Below are 19697 nucleotides of genomic sequence, written 5' to 3'. Positions count from 1 at the left end.
TTATCGCATGCGCCGGCGGCTGCCCTTGACACCTGGCACCGGTTTGGACCCCGTAAGTCGGTCTGGACCGCTCGCGTCAGTTTGGATCGCCCCAGTAGCACACTGCGACGACCCAAACCGAAAGCATGGGTCCGAACAGGAGGGTGGCGGCCCAAACGGGTTGGACGCAGTATCCGCGGGATCAGCGCGCCCGGTCGGCGCGCTCCGGCTTGGGCTCGATGCCGGCCAGCCGGGACAGGCCGTAGGCGGCGTGCAGCACCCAGATCGGGTGGACCGTCTTGACGCCGCTGGACTGCTCGATCTGCCAACGGCAGGTCTCGGTCTCACACACCGCCAGGTTCGGGTTCACCTCACGCACGATGTCGAACAGGGGTCCGCCGACCGCCTGGGCGACGTCGTACTTCTCCTTCTTCAACCCGTAGGTGCCGGCGATGCCGCAGCAGGCCCGGCCGGACTCGACCACGTGGAAGCCCGGCACCAGTTCCATGAGCTCGATCGCGGGCATCCCCATGTTCTGCCCCTTGAGCTGGCAGGGGGCGTGGTAGGCGACCGTGGCGTCGATGCGGCGGAAGTGGTGCGGCAACTCACCGGCGTCGTCCAGGTCGCGCAGGAACTCCGACAGCTCCACGGTCCGCGGGGACACGTCGGCGAGTACCTCGGCGTCCACGCCCATGATCTCGTGAGCCTCGTGCTTGAGCATGCCGGCGCAGGAGCCGGAGGAGGACACGATCGTCAGGTCCTTGCCGGCCGCCGCCAGCTGCTCGCACAACTTGACCACGTTGGCCGACGCCTGCCCGTACAGGCCGTTGGACTGGGCGGCCAGGCCGCAGCAGCCCTGCTTGGGCACGATCACCTCATAGCCGATGTGCTCAAGCACCTCGATGGCGCGCTTGGAGGTCTCCACCTCGAAGTAGCCACCGGCGCAGCCGTGGAAGAACACGATCGGCCCACGCGAGCCGGCGGGCACCAGCGTGCGGGCCCGCTTGGTGCGACGACGCAGCCAGCCGGCCAGTGACTGCGGCTGTGCGTGCGGCATGGGCGCGTCGCGGTGCACCCCGACCGTCTTCTCCATGACCACGCGGATGGGCTTGTTGGCCAGTGCGGCGTTGGCCAGCGGCGCGATAGGGGTCATCACCTTGCCCATGAGGGTGGTCTGGGTGATCAGCCGGTCGCGCACGGGCACAGCGTTGTTCTGCGCGCGCATGACGGCGCGGGCCTGGTTGTTCAGTTCGGCGATCTTCACGCCCTGCGGGCACACCCGCGTACAGGTGCCACAGGAGGAGCAGTAGTCGATGGAGTGGTCCACGCTCTCCCCGTTGCGGTAGCGCTCCGCCTGCGGGCCGACGAACTTCGGGCCGGGGAACAGGTCGGTGACCTCCATGACCGGGCACATCGTCTCGCAGATGGTGCACTTGACGCAGCAGTCAAGGCTGGCTCGAGCCAGCGAGTGGGCGGCGGTTTCGACGGCGGCGGCGCCGCTCTTGACCCGCGCCCCGCCCTTGCCGGGCAGCGGCAGGTCCCAGCGCTGAGCCAGGGTGTCGACGTCGAACATCAGTCCTGCTCCTTCGTTACGTTCAAGCTGTCGTTGTTCGCGTCCGGGGCCGCGCCGTGGCCGAGCTCGGCCATCACCGCGGCGGCCGCCGCCTCGGCCGAGCCGAGCGCAATGCCTTCCCCCGACTTCTCACTCCAGCGCACCGCGCCGGCCAGCACCCCGCCGGCGGCATGGACACCGGCCAGGACGGGGGCGCCATCGGGGCCGAGCGGCCGCATCTGCGCATCGACCGCCACGCCCACGCGGAACAGTCCCTGGGGCGCGCCCCAGTAATCGTGGTGGATCAGGCGGCGCAGGTTCTCCTGCCCGTCCGCGCTGACCCCGGCCAGCGGCAGGCCCAACACCGTGTCGGTCACCTGCCCGTGGGAGTCCATGGTCAGGGCCCCGGACTCGAAGCCTCCGGCGGCCAGGATGAAGGCGTCGGCACGGTGCTCGCGGGGTCGGCCCGCGGCCGCACTGGTGACGGAGACCAGTCGGCCGCCCTCTATGCAGCTGTCGACGACGCGTGCCCCCATGACCACGCGCACGCGCTCGGCGGAGGCGAGCCGGTCCAGCCAGTGCTCCAGCCGCAGCCCGGGTACCGACGGCGGCACCAGGGGAATCTCGCCGACGGGCGCGCCGAGGCGGTCGGCGAGTTCCCGGAAGACGCCGGGGCGGTTCAGCCCGAGCACGGCGGGCAGCAGCACGGTCTCGCCGTCGCGCACCCTGCCGTCCAGCAGGCGGGCGAGCCGGTCGATCCCGTCCGGGTGGTCCAGGGCGCGGGCATGCCCGACCGCGTTGGTGTCGCTCTCGCCTGCGCGGGCCTCGAAGTCGACGGTGATGGCGCGCGCCTGCACGCGTCCGCCGCCGGGCAGTTCGGCGCGCCCCAGGTTCCCGGCCACCATGTCGGCGGTGAAGTCCTTGAGCCGGGCCAGGCCGACCACCAGGTAGCGGCCGCCGTCGTGCAGCACGGACGCCTGCATGGAGGGCTGCACCAGCAGGGTGGGGCGCACGGCCCCCAGCGCCGTGGGCAGCCACAGGTTCGCGGGCCCCTCGCCGCTGTTCGCGGCGGAGCCGCCCTGCCCCGTGCCGGCGTCCTCGGCGGCGCCGTCCGGGCGCGCGGTCAGCAGGTCGGGGCCGACCAGGGCGGCGAAACGATCCACGCCGGCGGCAGTGGCCTCCCGGCCGATCACCCGATAGGGATGGCCCTCCGGCAGCAGGTCGGCCGCGGCAATGGCGGCGTAGGGGTGGGTGATGGCACGGCGTGCGGCTCGCTCCGCCTCGCCTCCGGCTCCTGGACCGGCGGGGCCGGCCGCGCCGCCGAGCCGTCCGAGCACGTCGATGGTTCCGGGCGACAGGGCCAGCCCGCCCATGCCCTTGGTGACCAGGGTGACGCCGGCTCCGGCCCGGCGCAGCCGCAGGGCGGCGGCGTAGCCGGCGATCCCGGCGCCGATGACGACGACGTCGCTGTTCATGCACGGACCTCCTGGTTGGCTGCGGCAGTGGCGCGGGTCGCGCCGGCGAGGGCCGCGGCTTCGGCGTCGAGCCGGGGAGCTGCGGCCAGGGCGGCCAGGGCCTCCGCCAGTTCGTCGGGCCGCTGCTCGCCGTCCTCCGCGTTCTCAATCGGGGTGGCCGCGGCGGCGGGGGCCGCGGCGGTGGGCAGGTCCTCGACGTCGAGCGTGCCCTGCAGCATCCAGAAGTCCAGGGCCGCCTCGCGGACCTGCTCGCCGTGCAGGATGGACCACAGCCCGATCCAACGGTGCCGCAGGAAGGTGCGCAGCAGCTCGGTCGCCTCGGCAGCATCGGTACGCCCCTGGCACACGTGTACGCCGGCCACGCGGGCGGCGCAGAAACCGCCCTGGCACGGGCCCATGCCGATGCGCAACTGGCGGCGCAGGTCGTCGAAGGAGGCGTCGGGCTGCTCGTCCATCAGGTCGGTGAGCATCTTGCGGGTGACCAGTTCGCACTCGCAGATGATCTGGTCCTCCAGCCGATCCTGCTCCCGGGCCGCCAGCCGGTGGGTGATGCGGTAGTTGTGGCCGGACTCGGAGCCGGGGACGGACTCGGTGTCCGTGGTGCACGGCCGCTCCACGCCCAGCTCGGCGCAGACGGCGTCGACCGTGTTCTTTGCCATCAGCCGGTAGGTGGTCAGCTTGCCGCCGGCCACGGTGATCAGCCCGGCCAGGCCCTCGGCCTCGCTGTGCCGCAGCACGGTCATGCCGCGGCTCATGTGGCGGGTATCGGTGCCGGATACGCGCTTGTCGCGCACCAGTGGCCGGGCGCCGGCCCAGGCGTGCACCAACCGCGTCTGCCGGAACCCGGGGATGAGGACCTCGCCGGCGTCGAGCATCTGGGCGACCTCTTCGCGGGGAATCGGGATGTGATCGGGGTCGGGGATGCGACTGTCGGTGGTGCCGATGATGGACACCGTGTGGTCGGGGACGAGGATGTCGCCGTCGGCGGGGTAGACGCAGCGATTGATGACGTGGTTGACCAGCCGGTGGTTGACGGCGATCATGATGCCCGCGCCGGCCACGATCTCCACCGCCTCGGAGCCGGCCATGGCGGCCAGGCGCCCGCCCCAGGGGCCGGCGGCGTTGACGACCATGGCACAGGAGATGGTCAGGTCCTCGCCGGTCTTGAGCCCGTGGGCCCGCACGGCGACGACGCGGCGGTCTTCCCCCTCGCCCTCAACCACCAGGTCGGTGACCTCGTGGTAGGTCAGGATCTCGGCGCCGTGAGCCCGGGCCGAGCGGGCGGCGCCCCACACCATCTGCCAGCCGTCCACGGCGGCGTCGTTGACGGCGAAGGCTCGCTTGATGCCGGGGTTCAGGCGCGGCTCCAGCCGCAGCGCCTCGGACAGGCTCAACTCCTCGCAGGCGACGCCGGTCTCCTGCGCGCCGATGAGGAAGCGGTCGGAGAATTCCAGGTCGTCCTCGGGGGTGACGACGAACATGCCGCCGGTGCGCTCGACGGCGTCGGCGTGGATGCGGGAGACGATGGCGTTCTCCTCGGCGCACTCGCGGGCGGAGCCGGGGTCGGATACGACGTAGCGGCCCCCGGAGTGCAGCAGCCCATGGAAGCGGCCGGAGGTGCCCTGTGCCAGGTCGGCGCGCTCCAGCAGCACGACGCTCAGGCCACGCATGGCGGCGTCCCGGGCGACCCCGACGCCGGTGGCGCCGCCGCCGACGACGACCACGTCGGCAGTCATGGCTCTCACTTTTTAGGACCTCCTCGTCCGGCTCGGCGGGGCGGCCACGCCGGGCCACCCGAACTGTTTGTCATTTTCATGACTACACGGCGTCGGGAGCTCGTGCACGCCGAATGCGCAAACGTTCACCGCGCGACACGACGGCGCGCACCTATTTCCCGTAACGATCGGACAAACCCCCTTTTTTCTTTGCAAATCCGCCGACTTCGCAACTGAGTTTCACCTCACCAACCTTCCGTCCCGGCGGTGCAGAGCTCCGAATCGGGGGCCGCCGTCGAGTACTTTCTAGGGTGTTCGGGCACAGCAACGACTCCGCCCGATCCTTCGTGGAACGCGGGCGGCGGCAGGCCGCTCGCCCTACACATCGAGCACGCTGTCGTGCAGAAAGTGAGCAGGCCATGAGTCTCGCCCAGATCTTCCTATCGGAGTTCTTCGGGACGTTCATCCTCATCCTCTTTGGTGCCGGCGTCTGCGCCGCCGTCAATCTCCCCAAGTCCAAGGCGCAGGGATCCGGCTGGATCGTCATCGCCTTCGGATGGGGCCTGGCGGTCTTCATGGGCGTCTACGCCGCCTACGCCACCGGCGGTCACCTGAACCCGGCAGTCACCATCGGCCTGGCCGTAGCCGGCAAGGATCTGGCGGCGGGTGTCCCTGCCACCGCCGCGAACATCTGCATCTACATCCTCGCCCAGATGCTGGGCGCCATCGTCGGCGCTGTCGCCGCCTGGCTGGCCTACAAGAAGCACTTCGACGAGCAGGCCCCCGGCGAGGTCAAGCTCAGCTGCTTCTCCACCGGCCCCGGCATCCGCTCCTACGGCTGGAACGTCGTCACCGAGGCCATCGGCACCTTCGCCCTGGTCTCCTGGGTGATCTACAACGGCAAGTCCCCCTCCGAGCTCGGCCCGCTGGCGGTGGCCTTCGTGATTGTCGCCATCGGCCTGTCGCTGGGTGGCCCCACCGGCTACGCCATCAACCCCGCCCGTGACCTGGGTCCGCGCATCGCCTACGCGTTCCTGCCGATCCCGGGCAAGGGCTCCGCTGACTGGGCCTACTCCTGGGTGCCGGTGGTCGGCCCGCTCCTCGGCGGCGTCGTCGCCGGTCTGCTCATCCCGAACATGGCCGGGCTGTTCTGACACTCGCCCGCAATCACAATGAAGTGAACTGAAAGGACTCGTTCATGACCGAAGCAACCGAGGCCGAGAAGTACGTCCTGGCAATCGACCAGGGCACCACCTCCTCCCGCGCGATCGTCTTCAACCACTCCGGCCAGGTCGTCTCCATCGGCCAGCAGGAATTCACCCAGATCTTCCCCAACCCCGGCTGGGTCGAACACAACCCGGTGGAGATCTGGGAGTCGGTGCGCGCCGTCGTCGCCGAGGCCCTGCAGAAGGCGGAGATCAACCGCCACTCGCTGGCCGCCGTCGGCATCACCAACCAGCGCGAGACCACCATCGTGTGGGACAAGAACACGGGCGAGCCGATCTACAACGCCATCGTCTGGCAGGACACCCGCACCGCATCGATCGCCCGCGAGATCGCCGCCGGCGACCCGCTCGGCACCGAGCGCTACCGCCAGATCACCGGCGAGAACATCTCCACCTACCCCTCGGCCACCAAGGTGAAGTGGATCCTGGACAACGTGCCCGGGGCCCGCGAGAAGGCCGAGGCCGGAGACCTGCTGTTCGGCACCCCCGACACCTGGGTCGTGTGGAACCTGACCGGCGGCGTCAACGGCGGCGTCCACGTCACCGACGTCACCAACGCCTCCCGCACGCTGCTGATGGACGTGCGCACGCTGAAGTGGCGCGAGGACATCTGCGCCGACTTCGGCATCCCGATGTCCATGCTGCCCGAGATCCGCTCCTCCTCCGAGATCTACGGCTACGGTCGCAAGAACGGCCTGCTGATCGACACCCCGATCTCCGGCATTCTCGGCGACCAGCAGGCGGCCACCTTCGGGCAGGCCTGCTTCGAGGTCGGCACTGCTAAGAACACCTACGGCACCGGCTGCTTCATGCTGATGAACACCGGTGAGGAGCCCGTCTTCTCGAAGAACGGCCTGCTGACCACGGTGCTGTACCAGCTCGGCGACGCCAAGCCGGTGTACGCGCTGGAGGGCTCCATCGCGGTGGCGGGCTCGCTGGTGCAGTGGCTGCGCGACAACCTCGGCATGATCGAGAAGTCCAGCGACATCCAGGCCCTGGCGCGCACGGTGGAGGACAACGGCGGGGTGTACTTCGTGCCCGCCTTCTCCGGCCTGTTCGCCCCCTACTGGCGCGACGACGCCCGCGGCGTGATCGTGGGTCTGACCCGCTACGCCACCAAGGGGCACATCGCCCGCGCCGTGGAGGAGTCCACCGCCTTCCAGTCCGCCGAGTTGCTCGACGCGATCAACGCCGACGCCGGGGTACCGCTCAAGGAGCTCAAGGTCGACGGCGGCATGACCAACGACGACCTGGTCATGCAGTTCCAGGCCGACCTGTGTGGCGTCGACGTCATCCAGCCCGTGGTGGCCGAGACCACCGCGCTGGGCGCGGCCTACGCCGCCGGCATCGCGGTGGGCTTCTGGAACGGCACCGAGGACGTCGTGGCCAACTGGCAGGAGGGCAAGCGCTGGACGCCGTCCATGGACGCCGCCGAGCGCGACCGCACCTACCGGCTGTGGAAGAAGGCCGTCACCCGCACCTTCGACTGGGTGGACGACGACGTGAAGTAAGGCCCCCTGGGTCCGGCAGATACGGCGGTCGGCCCCGTAGCCCGCAGCTACGGGGCCGACCGCCGTATCGCACGCCCCACGCTCACACCCGCCCCGGAATCAACCGGCTCATGCCCCTAGGGCACAATACGGATGGCCCGGATGTCAGTACAAACCAAGAAGCTTCCAGTAGGGTAGGCCAAGCGCCAAGGAGACAACCGTCCAGATGAGCGCCATGGCGAGGCTCATCGCCCACCATCGTTGCTGACTCACGTATCCCGTGCCGAACAGCACCGGGGACAGCGTCCCGGAGTAGTGAGTCACTTGACCGCCGTAAATAGACACGAGCGCGAGCGTCATGAACGCGGGCCATACCGGAACGCGGGCGGCCGCCGCGATGGCCACGAGTATGGGCAGTACCGTTCCCGCATACACCACTCCGGACGCGAACAGGTAACGGCTTGCTATGACCACGAGTATGAGGCCGAGCAGGGTCAGGAGCCACGGCAGCCCGCTCAGATGGACGTGCATTCGGATGAAGTCACCGAGCCAGGCGAAGAATCCGGTCTTCGTCAAGGCACCCATGAGGCCGACAATCCCCCCGTACCACATGAAGGTGGTCCAGGCCGCCCTGGTGTTCAACACGTCCTCCCAGGACATGACACCAACCACGCTCAGGAGAGCCACGAACAGTACTGCGACCGCGTTGGCGTTGACTCCGAAGAACGACCCGAGCGCCCATGCGAGGATCGCCGCCAGGAAGAGAACCAGCAGCCACTTCTCCTTCCCCGTCATCGGGCCGAGCTCCGCAAGACCCCGGCGGGCGATGTCCTTGTTGTCGATGCGGTGCAGCTGCGGCCGCTCCATGAGGTAGACCGCGAGCGGAACGATGAGCAGCAGGCCCAGACCCGGGACAACGGCGTAGGTGGTGTACTGCATCCAGGTCACCGGAGCCACGCCCAGTCCCTCCCCGATGACCTGGACGGTGAGCGGGAGGAAGGCGATCGCAGTGAGGAAGATCGTCGAGGTGGCGAAGCTGGCGTAATAGGTGGTCATTGTCAGGTATCGGCCGATTCGCCCGCCTTTGGGGCCGGGATCGGAATCGAGCGCAGAAGCCACGTTGCGCATAATCGGATAGGTGATCCCACCGGTGCGGGCGGCGTTGGAGGGGGTCGCCGGCGCCAGCACCAGGTCCGTCAGGCAGGCAACGTATCCCAGGCGCAGGGGCGTGGACCCCATCATGTCGATGAGATGGTAGGCGATTCGCCGGCCCAGCCCGGTGGTGGCGAAGGCCGTACCGATGAAGAATGCCGAGAACACCAGCCACACCGTGGCATTGGAGTATCCGGCCAGGAGGTCCTCGAAGGAGATCTCCCCGCCGGTCGGCAGAACAACGCCGACCGCGCCGATTACCAGAAGAAACGTCACCGGCGCCGGGACCGGCCGCAGCATGAATGCGGCCATCACGCCGAGGTAGAGGGCGAAGACCCTCCAGCCGATGGGGGACAGCCCGGCCGGAGCGGGCAGGAGAAGCAGAATGACGACAAGCGCCATGCACGCGCCCAGCTTGATCATCTGAGATTTCATTGCATTACCGTTCTACGTCGTTGGAGAGCAGGCGGCCCGCCACCCGGCCGATCGGGTCCGGTGCTGCCGTCACGTTCAGGGCAGTTCGAATCCGTGCGCCAGCCGCATCCGGCCAGTACGCGGGGAGGCCCATTCGGCTATTAGCGACCGTGCCGCGCGAGTATCGACTGCACGTGCGGCCGCACCCATCGAGAACACGGACTTGACCGCACAATCGGCCGGTAGGGCTCCGAGCACCTTCACCCCGGATGCCCCCGTCAACTCGCTTCTCTGCTGGAATCCGAGAGACACCGTCCCGGAGGCGATCAGTTCGGCCACGGGCACCCCCGCGGGCGCCTGCACCAACCTGTTGTCCAGCGCTGGCCTCAGCCCCCAGCCGTCGATCATGGACAGGAGTGCACGACCGCTGGGGCCGGTGGAATAGCCGATCGAGCGCGCCTCCAGCAGGGCGCCGCGAAGGCCGTCGGCGTCGGCGAAGGCCGTGCCGTCCGGCCGGGGCGAGGCGCCGTCGTCCTCCGGTACCGCGGCCACCATGTCGGAGACCACCAGTGGGGTGACCGTCCCGGGCAGAATGTGTCCCTCGCGCTCAAGCGACCGGATGGCCCCGTCGGCCAGGACGGCGACGTCGGCACAGTCCTTAGTCGCAATCATCTCTCGTGCCGTCACTCCCCCCACTGAGGTGACAACCACCGGACTCGTCCGAACTCCCCGAGTTCCCTGGGCTGATTCGGCGAGGTCGGTCAGGAGATGCCGAACGGCCATCGAGCACAGGACTCTGATTCCCAGTCCCCTTCCTTCCGCGGCGCTCATGCCGTCTCCTCCGGCCAGTACAGACGCATCGGATTGTCGACCAGTAGCTTGTGCCGGGCCTGAGCGCTCACCGCTATCCGCGAGATGTAGTCCACCAGCAGGCCGTCGTCGGGCATGTGCTTCTTGAGGTTGGGGTGGGGCCAGTCGGTCCCCCAAAGCACCCGGTCGGGGAACCGTTCGACGAGCCGGCGGGCGAAGGGGACGACGTCCGTGTAAGCATTGCGCTCGCCGGCGAGCGCGGCCGGCCCGGTGACCGACAGGCGCTCCGGGCAGGAGACTTTCACCCAGACAGAGGGATTCTCCTCCATGAATCGGAGGAACAGTCCGAACTCCGGCCCGTTGACGTCCTTCGTGACGTCTGGGCGTCCCATGTGATCAACGACGACATCGACGGGGATCGCGGCGAAGAACTCGCTGAGCTCGGGCAGGTCCACCGCCTCGAAGTAGACGACTACGTGCCAGTGGAGCGGGCGGATCTTCTCCACGATCGCGGTCAGCGAGTCGGTCGGAACCGCGTCCACGAGCCGCTTGACGAAGTTGAAGCGCACCCCCCTGACCCCGGCCTCGTGGAGGCGGAGCAGCTCACGCTCGTCCACGTCCGGAGTCACCGTCGCGACGCCGCGGGCGCGCCCGTCGGAGCGCTGCAAGGCGTCTACCAGCGCCGAGTTATCCGCCCCATGGCAGGTTGCCTGCACTATGACGTTCCGGGAGAAGCCCAAGTGGTCTCGCAACGCGAAGAGCTGCTCGGCAGGGGCGTCGCAGGGTGTGTACTTACGCTGGGGCGCGTAGGGAAACCGCTCCCCGGGGCCGAATACGTGACAGTGAGCGTCAACCGCCCCATCGGGCAGGGCCAGCTCGGGCACGGACGGGTCTTCGCACCAGTCCAGCCAGCCCTCGGTCTTGATGAAGTCTCCGGTGGTCTGTCCATGGATCATCATTGATCTCCTTAGTGGTATTGGATGACGGGCGTGGCAGCCGCCTCGGGGTCAGTCGAGGTATGTCAATCCCTTGGCCTCGAGCCGGCCCCGCATGTCGTAAAGATCTAGGCCGAGGGTTCCGGCCTGAAACTCGGTCCGCTTCGCCGCCTCGTTCGCCTCGCGCTCGGCGGCCGCCTGCGCCACGGCTGCCGCGTACTGGCGAGGTACGACGACGACGCCGTCGACGTCCCCGATGACGACGTCCCCCGGGCTGACACTCGCATTCGCCACCACCACGGGGACGTTGACGGAACCGAGGGTCGCCTTGACGGTTCCCCTGGCGCTGATGGCACGGCTGAACACCGGGAAGCCCATCGCCTCCAGCGAGGCGACGTCGCGCACGCCGCCGTCGATGACCAGCCCCGCACAACCGTGGGCGCGCATCGAGGTCGCGAGCAGCTCCCCGAAGAAGCCGTCCTCGCTTTCGCTCGTGCAGCCGGCAACTACCACGTCGCCCGGGCTCAACTGCTCGACAACAACGTGAAGCATCCAGTTATCGCCCGGCTGCAACAGCACGGTGACCGCAGTTCCGCACAGATGGGCGCCCGGGTAGACGGGCCGAATGTAGGGACGCATGAGCCCGACCCTCCCCATGGCCTCGTGAATCGTGGCGACGCCGAACCTTGAGAGCGCCTCAACGGCCTCCCGCGGCGCTCGTTCAATGCCGGTATGCACCTCGCCGAGATTGTTCGTTTTCATGAGCGGCCTCCTTGCTCTTCGTTTTCCTCGTCACAGCCCGCGTGCCGTGAGTTGACGGTCCAGTCGGGTGTAGACGCTCCGGGCATTGGTCTCATAGACCTGCCGGCGCTGCGCATCGGTCAGGTTCGCGGTTGCCTCGATATAGCGTTTGGTATCATCGAAGTAATGACCGGTGCGGGGATCGACGTCACGCACGGCCCCGATCATTTCGGATGCGAACAAGATGTTTTCCACCGGTATGACGCTGGTCAGCAGGTCGACGCCCGGCTGGTGATAGACACAGGTATCGAAGAAGACGTTGCCCAGCAGGTGCTCCTGAAGTTCGGGCCGTTTCAGGGCCATGGCAAGCCCGCGGAAACGGCCCCAGTGATAGGGCACCGCGCCGCCGCCATGAGGGATGACCAGCTTGAGATCGGGGAAGTCGCGGAAGAGGTCCCCCTGGATGAGCTGCATCACCGCGGTCGTGTCCGCGTTGAGGTAGTGGGCGCCGGTGGTATGAAAGGCCCGGTTGCATGAGGTCGACACGTGGATCATGGCCGGAACCCCGTACTCCACGAGCTTGTCGTACAGCGGGTACCAGGAGCGATCCGTCAACGGAGGCGCCGTCCAGTGCCCGCCGGAGGGATCGGGATTGATATTGACCGCAACGGCGCCGAGTTCCTCGACCGCGCGAACGAGTTCGGGCACCGAGGTGACGGGGTCGAATCCCGGCGACTGGGGCAGCATCGCGGCCATCGCGAAGCGATCGGGGAACAGCTGACTGACTCGATAACACAGGTCATTGCAGATCCTGGCCCACACCGTCGACACGGACAGATCGCCGATGTGGTGAGCCATGAATGATGCGCGCGGACTGAAGACGGTGAGGTCCACACCGCGTTCGTCCATCTGGCGGAGCTGGTTCGATTCAAGAGTCTCACGAATGTCGTCGTCGCTGATCGTCAGAGAGTCGGGGAAGGGGGCGTCCCCCTCGCCCCGAACGGAGGCGACCTGCAGCTCTCGCCACGCTGCGAGTTGCTCCGGCGCCGTGGTGTAGTGGCCGTGCACATCAATGATCATCGGAATTCCTCCTTTGGGCCGTTACGAGAATCCTGAGATCCCCGGAGCCAAAAGTCCAATAAATATTTCATTCGCATGTTATTGATATGGTTGATCCATGCCGCTTGAGGACCTCAATCTCGCCCGCACCTTCGTCACGCTCTACGAGACCCGCAGCGCCACCGCCGCCGCCGACCGCCTCAACGTCACCCAGCCGACCGTGAGCTACGCGCTCGGACGCCTTCGCCGCCGGTTCGCAGACGACTTGTTCCGTCGCCGCGGACGGTCCTTCGTCCCCACCCCGCGGGCCTCCTCCCTCTACCACTCCCTCAAGGACGCGGTCGTGCAGATCGATCGCGCGGTCGATGAACAGGCCGAGTTCGACCCCGCGGCGACCCGGGACGAGTTCACGCTCGCGCTGTCCTCAATCGGAGAGCAGGTTTTCCTCCCGCGCATCCTGCAGCGATTCCGACAAGAGGCTCCGGGCGCCCGGCTTCGCGTCATCCCCGCCAAATCATTGGAGGTGGAGGACACGCTCGTGCGAGGCGCCGTGGACCTGTCGATCTCCGTGTCCGTACTGCCCACTCAGTACCTGTGGCGCACGCCCTTCCTGCCCGTCACCTACGTAGCCGTCACCTCGCGCCGCCACCCCCTGCAGCACACCGGCACCACGATGTTCAACGGCCGTCGCTTCGTCAGGGTCGCGGCGCACGGAGGGCACATCTATCCCAACCAGGCCCTCGAACGGCATTGTCTGCTGGATTCGGTCGCCATGTGGGTAGAGAGCTACGCGACGGTCCCGCTGGTCGTCGAATCCTCCGATCTGGTCGCTCTCCTCCCGCGCCACGTCGGCGAGGTGTACGCCGAACGCCACGAATTGCTGCTTCACGACCTTCCCTGGCCGATCGACAGCCCTCCGGTGTCCGTCTACACCAGGACACGCGAAAGGCTCAGTCCCCCAGAGCACTGGCTGCGCCGTCTCGTCCTGGAGAGCCTCGGAACCCGAGCAGACGAGGCGGACATCCCACCTCACCACTGACTTCCCAACCGTCCGGAGCATACGGCCGCCGACTCGGCCGTCCTCCCCTGGGCCCCCCGTCAGCCCCGCCGATGAACCGGCCTGCCGAGCCTCACACGCCGTGGCCGAAAAGATGAGATGATCCGCACGTCGCGGCCGTGGCAATCGACGCCCTCCGGTCCAGACACCGACGCCCCCGACTCCGCCCGGAACAGCTCATGACACTTACATCAGCCCTGCTCGCCACGGCCTTCACGCCCTCGACGACCGCCGTCGGCGGCAATGTCTTCCTCACCGCGATCATCGGCCTGTTACCACTGATCGCGTTCTTCGTGCTCATGGGCGCCTTCAAGGTCGCCACCCACTGGTGCGCGATCATCGCCCTGGCACTGTCCGCCGTAATCGCCGTCGCCGCCTTCCACATGCCAGTGGGAATGACGGCGCTGTCGGCCACGCAGGGCCTGGCCATGGGCTTCGTGCCGATCATCTACATCATCATCGCGGCCGTGTGGCTGTACAACCTCACTGAGACCTCCGGCCGCAGCCAGGACCTGAAGGCCGTGTTCAACACGATCGGCAAGGGCGACCAGCGCGCCCAGGCCCTGATCGTCGCCTTCTGCTTCTGCGGCCTGCTGGAGGGCCTGGCCGGCTTCGGCGCGCCCGTGGCCATCACCGCCGCCATGCTGGTGACCCTGGGGGTACCCAAGTTAAAGGCCGCGATCGCCACCATCGTGGGCAACGGCATCTACGTCGGATTCGGCGCCATGTCCATCCCGGTGACCACCGCCGGGAACCTCGGCGGTGAGGACCCGGTGTCCGTCGCGCAGAACATGGGCCACCTGACCTCGCTCATCTGCGTGCTGGTGCCCTTCCTGCTGCTGTTCATCCTCGACGGCACCCGCGGCGTGCGACAGCTGTGGCCGCTGGCCCTGGTGGCGGGGATCGCAGCCGGCGCCGGCCATTTCATCACTCCCAGTCTCTCCTACGAGCTGACCTCTGTGGTGGGCGCGCTGCTGGCCTTCGCCGCCTGCTACCTGTTCCTGCTGGCGTGGACGCCGAGCACGCCGGACGAGTACCACTCCGAGGTCGCCGCCGCCGACAAGCCCGACCGCGAGCGCGTCATCCTGGCTCTGCTGCCCTACGTGCTCGTGGTGGTCATCATCGCCATCACCAAGCTGTGGAAGCTCGGCGTGGACCTGTCCGCCGTCCTGTCCGGCACCGACATCAAGATCCCCTGGCCGGGCGTGTACGGCAACCTGCTCACCGCCGACGGCGAGGCCTCCACCTCCGCGGTCTACAACCTGCAGACCCTGTCCAACCCGGGCACCTGGATCCTGCTGACGGCGGTGATCGTGTGCATCGTCTACGGCACCCGCTCCTCGGGCGGACGCTTCCAGACCTCCATCGGCGCCATGTTCGCGGTGCTGCCGCGCACCATCTACACGCTGCGCATGTCGATCCTGACCATCGCCTCGGTGATGGCCCTGGCCTACGTCATGAACTTCTCGGGCCAGACCACGGCCGTCGGCGCCGCCCTGGCCACCACCGGCGCCGCCTTCGCCTTCTTGTCCCCCGTCCTGGGCTGGGTCGGTACGGCAGTGGCCGGATCGGCCACCAGCGCCGGAGCGCTGTTCGCCAACCTGCAGGCCACCGCCGCCGCACAGGCCCACCTGGACCCCCGCATCCTGCTGGCAGCCAACACCATCGGAGGCGGCCTGGGCAAGATCGTCTCCCCGCAGAACCTGGCCGTGGTCACCACCGCCGTGGACGCCCCCGGCACCGACGCAGAGATCCTTAAGAAGGCCGCCCCCTACTCCATCGGGCTGCTGCTGGTGCTGTGCTGCCTGGTGCTGGCCGCATCCCAGGGCTGGCTGGGCGGTTACATGCCTGCGTGACATCGGGCCAAACATGACGTCCTCGAACCGTCGTACTCGTTGCGCGCGTCGGCACCTGAGAAGCGGGGGCCTCGGCACGGCAGTCGCCTGCATAACTATGAGCGCAGTCCTTCTCCTTGGCGCGTGCTCCTCTGCGCCCTCACAGGAACAGGGCAATGGGCAGGACGAACGTTTCGCCGAATTCACGCAGTACGTTCCCGACCCACTGACCGTGCAGACCTCCCTGGACTCGGTCACCAGCCGCATGCCGGCCATGGGTGCCACGGACGTGCACTTCGTCGGGCAGTATCGGGTCAACAAGGGCGAGTCCCGGCTGCCGGAGCCCGATCGCCCCTACTGGTTCCACGCCGTCATCGAAGTCGACCAGGCCACCAGCCAGGCTCTGAGCGACACCGCGACTACCACGCCCGACCTGCTGCCGCCGATCTACCCCGACCTGCACCAGTACGTTCCCCAGGACTGCACCTTCGTCACCGTCCCGGAGTCCGACGCGAACCGGATTCTCGACACCGAGAACGCCGACCTCGAGGGAGGCTCGGAGCGGTTCACCGTGGATGAGCTAGCACTGTCCACCGAGTGCAACCTCGTCGTCATGGTCGGCACCGGGCACTACTCCTGACGGCGTAACACCATGCTCAAGGGGCAGGGCTCGTGGCGGGGTGGCAATTCCCGTAGGGATCCCTTAAGCGGCGGGACGACGCTTCGTACCTTCCGGTGGACGCTTCGTACCCTCCGGTGACGGTTCGGCACTCCAGGGTACGAACCGTCACCGGAGGGTACGAAGCGCTGATGCCAAGTGCCGAAGCGTCGTCGGAAGTGCCGAAGCGTCGGCGCCAGGTGGCCAACCGCAAACAGCCGCGCACCCCGGAAACCGCCCCGCCCCCACACCCGCACCCTCGAACCGGAAGAGTCAGCCAACGACATCGTCGGCCGCACGCGGCAACAGGTGAGGAAAACCGAAGACCGGACTTGCGGAATGTGATCCAAAACGCGCCCACCGCGGCGCCCACACGACCACCCGCCGACCCGAAACGCCCCCACTTTCCCCCGAGATTCCAGGCCTCACCCAGGGAGCTCGAAGGTGCTCGCGCCGACCGGTGGAGACGGCCGCGCCGCCGTCCTAACCTGGTCACGGTTACGCCAACGCCGCCGTGGAGGAAAGGACCCCATCCCTTGCGCATCGCACTATTCGCCACGTGTCTGGCAGACACGATGTTCCCTCAGGCCGCACAGGCCACCGTCAGTATTCTCGAGCGCCTCGGCCACGAGGTGGTCTTCCCCCAGGGGCAGGCCTGCTGTGGTCAGATGCACGCCAACACCGGTTACTTCAAGCAGGCCGCCTCCATCGTGGCCAACCACGTCAAGACCTTCGAGCCGGTCCTGGACGGGGAGTGGGACGCAGTCGTCGTACCCTCCGGGTCCTGCGCGGGCGCCGCCCGGCACGAACAGCGGCTCGTGGCCGAGCACGTGGGCGACGCCGCCCTGGTCAAGCGGGTGGACGCCCTGAGCAAGTACACCTACGACATCTCCGAGTTCCTCGTCGACGTACTCGGCCTGGAGGACGTGGGCGCCTACTTCCCGCACACAGTCACCTACCACCCCACCTGCCACTCCATGCGGGTGGCGCACGTCGGCGACCGCCCCTACCGGCTGCTGCGGGCCGTCGAGGGCCTGACCCTCATCGAGCTTCCCGATGAGAAGGTGTGCTGCGGCTTCGGCGGCACCTTCTCCATCAAGAACTCCGACACCTCCACCGCCATGGTCGCGGACAAGGCCGCCAACGTCATGTCCACCGGCGCCGAGGTGCTGTGCACCGGCGACTACTCCTGCCTCATGAACATCGGCGGGGCCCTGTCCCGCGTCAACTCCGGCGTGCGCGTCATGCACCTGGCGGAGATTCTCGCCTCCACCAAGGAAGCCCCGTTCGAGGGCCACGTCTCCTTCCAGCCCAGCAAGGATCAGGTGCGACTGTAATGACCCAGACGTTTCTAGGCATGCCCGCTTCCACCCCCGACGAGCAGCCCCACACCGGCGGCTGGCGCACCAACGTCGAAGTCCCGCAGGACACGCTGCGCTGGGGCCACACCTTCCCCGAGGGCGCCCACAAGACCCTCGCCAACACCCAGATGCGCCGCAACCTGGGCCACGCCACCCGCACCATCCGCAACAAGCGGCAAATGCGCGTGGATGAGATGCCCGACTGGGAGGACCTGCGCAACGCCGCGGAGGCCGTCAAGTTCGAGGTCGCCTCCCGCCTGCCGGAGCTGCTGGAACAGTTCGAGGCGAATGTGACCGCCAACGGCGGCATCGTCCACTGGGCGCGTGACGCCGCGGAGGCCAACCGGATCGTCGCCGACATCATCAAGTCCAAGGGGGTCGACGACGTCGTCAAGATCAAGTCGATGGCCACCCAGGAGACCAACCTCAACGAGTACCTCGCGGACGAGGGCATCACCGCGCACGAGACCGACCTGGCGGAGATGATCGTCCAGCTCGCCGACGACATGCCCTCCCACATCGTGGTCCCGGCCATCCACCGCAACCGCTCCGAGGTGCGCGGCATCTTCCTGGACCGCATGGGGGACGCCCCCGAGGACCTGTCGGACAACCCGCAGGAGCTCACCGCCGCCGCCCGCGCCCACCTGCGCCGCAAGTTCCTGCACGCGAAGGTGGCCGTCTCCGGCACCAACATGGGTGTGGCCGAGACCGGCACCGTCTCCATCTTCGAGTCCGAGGGCAACGGCCGCATGTGCCTGACCCTGCCGGACACGTTGATCACGCTGATGGGCATTGAGAAACTGGTCCCCCGCTTCCAGGACGTGGAGATCTTCACCCAGCTGCTGCCCCGCTCCGCGACCGGCGAGCGCATGAACCCCTACACCTCCATGTGGACGGGCGTCACTCCCGGCGACGGCCCGCAGGAGTTCCACCTGATCCTCATGGACAACGGTCGTACCAAGGTGCTCACCGACCCGATCGGTCGGCAGGCCCTGGCCTGCATCCGCTGCGGCTCGTGCATGAACATCTGCCCCGTCTACCAGCACACCGGCGGGCACGCCTACGGCTCGGTCTACCCCGGTCCGATCGGCTCGATCCTCACCCCCCAGCTCACGCAGGGACTCGACGACGACGATCCGGTCCACACGCTGCCCTTCGCCTCCTCCCTGTGCGGTGCCTGCGCGGAGGTGTGCCCGGTCAAGATCGACATCCCCACCATCCTGATTCACCTGCGGGCCCGCAGCGTGGACGTCAAGCGCCGCCTGGTGCCGGACATGTGGGACGTGGCCATGAACGCCACCACCCCGATCATGTCCAATGGCAAGGCCTGGCTGGCGGCCACCGAGGGGGTCAAGGCCACTCGGCTGATCGGGCATGACGGGCGCATCGGAGCCCTGCCCTTCCCCGCCTCCCTGTGGACGCGCTCGCGCGACCTGCCGATCGCCCCCAAGGAGTCGTTGCGGCACTGGTGGAAGCGCACCCATCCCGACGGCGTCACCCCGGCCCGCCCGGCCACCGACGCCGTCGACGCCGCCCAGCCCGCCGCCACCGAGGAGAACCGCTGATGGATGCCAAGACCGCCATTCTCGCCCGTGCCCGCGAGGCCATCTCCCGCTCTCAGCAGGGCCGCCCGGTGCGCGAGATCCCGCGTGACTACATTCGCGTCGGCGCCGACGCCCCCGGTTCGGAGCCGGTGGTGGCGGACATGATCGAGAAGCTCGAGGACTACTCCGCGAAGGTGGTACAGGCCCCGAAGGACGCCGCCATCCTGGACGGTATCGACGAGCTGCTCGGAGAGGCGAGGACCGTCGTCGTCCCCGCCGGGCTGCCCGCCGCGTACAAGGAAGCGGCCGCCCGCAACGGACGCAAAGTGGTGGAGGACTCCCGCGAGCAGCAGATCCCCACGCTCGAACTCAACGAGATCGACGCCGTCGTCACCTGCTCCCGGGTGGGCGTGTCCCTGTCCGGGACGATCTGCCTGGACGGAGAACCCGATCAGGGCCGACGCGCCATCACCCTGGTGCCGGACAAGCACGTGATCGTGCTGGAGCGCGAGATGATCATGCCGACCGTGCCGCAGGCCGTCGACGTGCTCGGCCGGCACCCCACCCGCCCGATGACCTGGATCGCCGGCCCCTCGGCGACTTCCGACATTGAGCTGGTGCGTGTCAACGGCGTGCATGGCCCGCGCAACCTGGGCGTGGTCATCGCCCACTGAGACCAGTGCCGCCGATCGGG

At 68.0% G+C, this 19697-nt stretch carries 16 protein-coding genes; 8 read left to right on the top strand and 8 right to left on the bottom strand.

The genetic code is table 11. The annotated features are described in order from the left end of the window. Nucleotides 1-181 precede the first annotated feature (181 nt). Genes C3B71_RS02305 through glpA form a run of 3 tightly spaced genes read right to left on the bottom strand, consistent with a single transcriptional unit; the run spans nt 182 to nt 4751 of the window. Nucleotides 182-1552, bottom strand: coding sequence for an anaerobic glycerol-3-phosphate dehydrogenase subunit C (locus C3B71_RS02305; RefSeq protein ID WP_083565747.1), 1371 nt, complete (start codon nt 1550-1552; stop codon nt 182-184). Beyond that, a complete protein-coding gene (glpB, locus tag C3B71_RS02300) occupies nt 1552-3006 on the bottom strand; it encodes a glycerol-3-phosphate dehydrogenase subunit GlpB (RefSeq protein WP_108965887.1) in 1455 nt (484 codons plus the stop codon). Before glpB ends, C3B71_RS02305 begins: the two co-directional genes overlap by 1 nt. Then, nucleotides 3003-4751, bottom strand: coding sequence for an anaerobic glycerol-3-phosphate dehydrogenase subunit GlpA (glpA, locus tag C3B71_RS02295; RefSeq protein ID WP_108965885.1), 1749 nt, complete (start codon nt 4749-4751; stop codon nt 3003-3005). The genes glpB and glpA overlap by 4 nt, the downstream gene beginning before the upstream one ends. 389 nt (nt 4752-5140) lie before the next feature. Here glpA and C3B71_RS02290 point away from each other — a divergent pair, with 389 nt between their 5' ends. Next, entirely contained in the window at nt 5141-5875 is a 735-nt protein-coding gene (locus tag C3B71_RS02290) for an MIP/aquaporin family protein (protein ID WP_073330061.1), read from the top strand. A 44-nt stretch (nt 5876-5919) separates the two neighbouring features. Next, entirely contained in the window at nt 5920-7458 is a 1539-nt protein-coding gene (gene glpK, locus C3B71_RS02285; protein ID WP_108965883.1) for a glycerol kinase GlpK, read from the top strand. Nucleotides 7459-7602: 144 nt separating this feature from the next. Here glpK and C3B71_RS02280 read toward each other — a convergent pair whose 3' ends face one another. The 5 genes from C3B71_RS02280 to C3B71_RS02260 form a co-directional block, all read right to left on the bottom strand. After that, nucleotides 7603-9024, bottom strand: coding sequence for a DASS family sodium-coupled anion symporter (locus C3B71_RS02280; protein ID WP_108965881.1), 1422 nt, complete (start codon nt 9022-9024; stop codon nt 7603-7605). Nucleotides 9025-9099: 75 nt separating this feature from the next. After that, nucleotides 9100-9834, bottom strand: a complete 735-nt coding sequence (locus C3B71_RS02275) for a substrate-binding domain-containing protein (RefSeq protein ID WP_199912549.1) — start codon at nt 9832-9834, stop codon at nt 9100-9102. Further along, nucleotides 9831-10772, bottom strand: coding sequence for an amidohydrolase family protein (locus C3B71_RS02270; RefSeq protein WP_108965879.1), 942 nt, complete (start codon nt 10770-10772; stop codon nt 9831-9833). The genes C3B71_RS02275 and C3B71_RS02270 overlap by 4 nt, the downstream gene beginning before the upstream one ends. A 48-nt stretch (nt 10773-10820) precedes the next feature. Then, on the bottom strand, nt 10821-11510 hold the full coding sequence (gene ligK, locus C3B71_RS02265; protein ID WP_108965877.1) for a 4-carboxy-4-hydroxy-2-oxoadipate aldolase/oxaloacetate decarboxylase: 690 nt from the start codon (nt 11508-11510) through the stop codon (nt 10821-10823). Between the two features lie 30 nt (nt 11511-11540). Further along, nucleotides 11541-12569 (bottom strand): amidohydrolase family protein, encoded by a 1029-nt coding sequence (locus C3B71_RS02260; RefSeq protein WP_108965875.1) that lies wholly within the window; start codon nt 12567-12569, stop codon nt 11541-11543. A gap of 97 nt (nt 12570-12666) precedes the next feature. Between C3B71_RS02260 and C3B71_RS02255 the strand changes: the two genes are divergently transcribed. From C3B71_RS02255 to C3B71_RS02230, 6 genes are all read left to right on the top strand, one after another. Continuing rightward, nucleotides 12667-13587, top strand: a complete 921-nt coding sequence (locus C3B71_RS02255; protein WP_108965873.1) for a LysR family transcriptional regulator — start codon at nt 12667-12669, stop codon at nt 13585-13587. A 197-nt stretch (nt 13588-13784) separates the two neighbouring features. Then, complete coding sequence (locus C3B71_RS02250) at nt 13785-15461, top strand: L-lactate permease (RefSeq protein WP_108965871.1); 1677 nt, start codon at nt 13785-13787, stop codon at nt 15459-15461. 97 nt (nt 15462-15558) lie between these two features. Then, complete coding sequence (locus tag C3B71_RS02245; protein ID WP_108965869.1) at nt 15559-16080, top strand: hypothetical protein; 522 nt, start codon at nt 15559-15561, stop codon at nt 16078-16080. A gap of 554 nt (nt 16081-16634) precedes the next feature. Continuing rightward, on the top strand, nt 16635-17435 hold the full coding sequence (locus C3B71_RS02240; protein WP_073330073.1) for a (Fe-S)-binding protein: 801 nt from the start codon (nt 16635-16637) through the stop codon (nt 17433-17435). Beyond that, nucleotides 17435-19024 (top strand): LutB/LldF family L-lactate oxidation iron-sulfur protein, encoded by a 1590-nt coding sequence (locus C3B71_RS02235; RefSeq protein ID WP_108965867.1) that lies wholly within the window; start codon nt 17435-17437, stop codon nt 19022-19024. Before C3B71_RS02240 ends, C3B71_RS02235 begins: the two co-directional genes overlap by 1 nt. Beyond that, on the top strand, nt 19024-19677 hold the full coding sequence (locus tag C3B71_RS02230; protein ID WP_108965865.1) for a LutC/YkgG family protein: 654 nt from the start codon (nt 19024-19026) through the stop codon (nt 19675-19677). Before C3B71_RS02235 ends, C3B71_RS02230 begins: the two co-directional genes overlap by 1 nt. The last annotated feature ends 20 nt before the right edge of the window (nt 19678-19697 follow it).

It is taken from the genome of Actinomyces sp. Z16 (assembly GCF_003111765.1).
Lineage (GTDB): Bacteria > Actinomycetota > Actinomycetes > Actinomycetales > Actinomycetaceae > Actinomyces > Actinomyces glycerinitolerans.
Note: the sequence above shows the minus strand (reverse complement) of the source record. Positions and strands in the feature narration are given on the sequence as shown.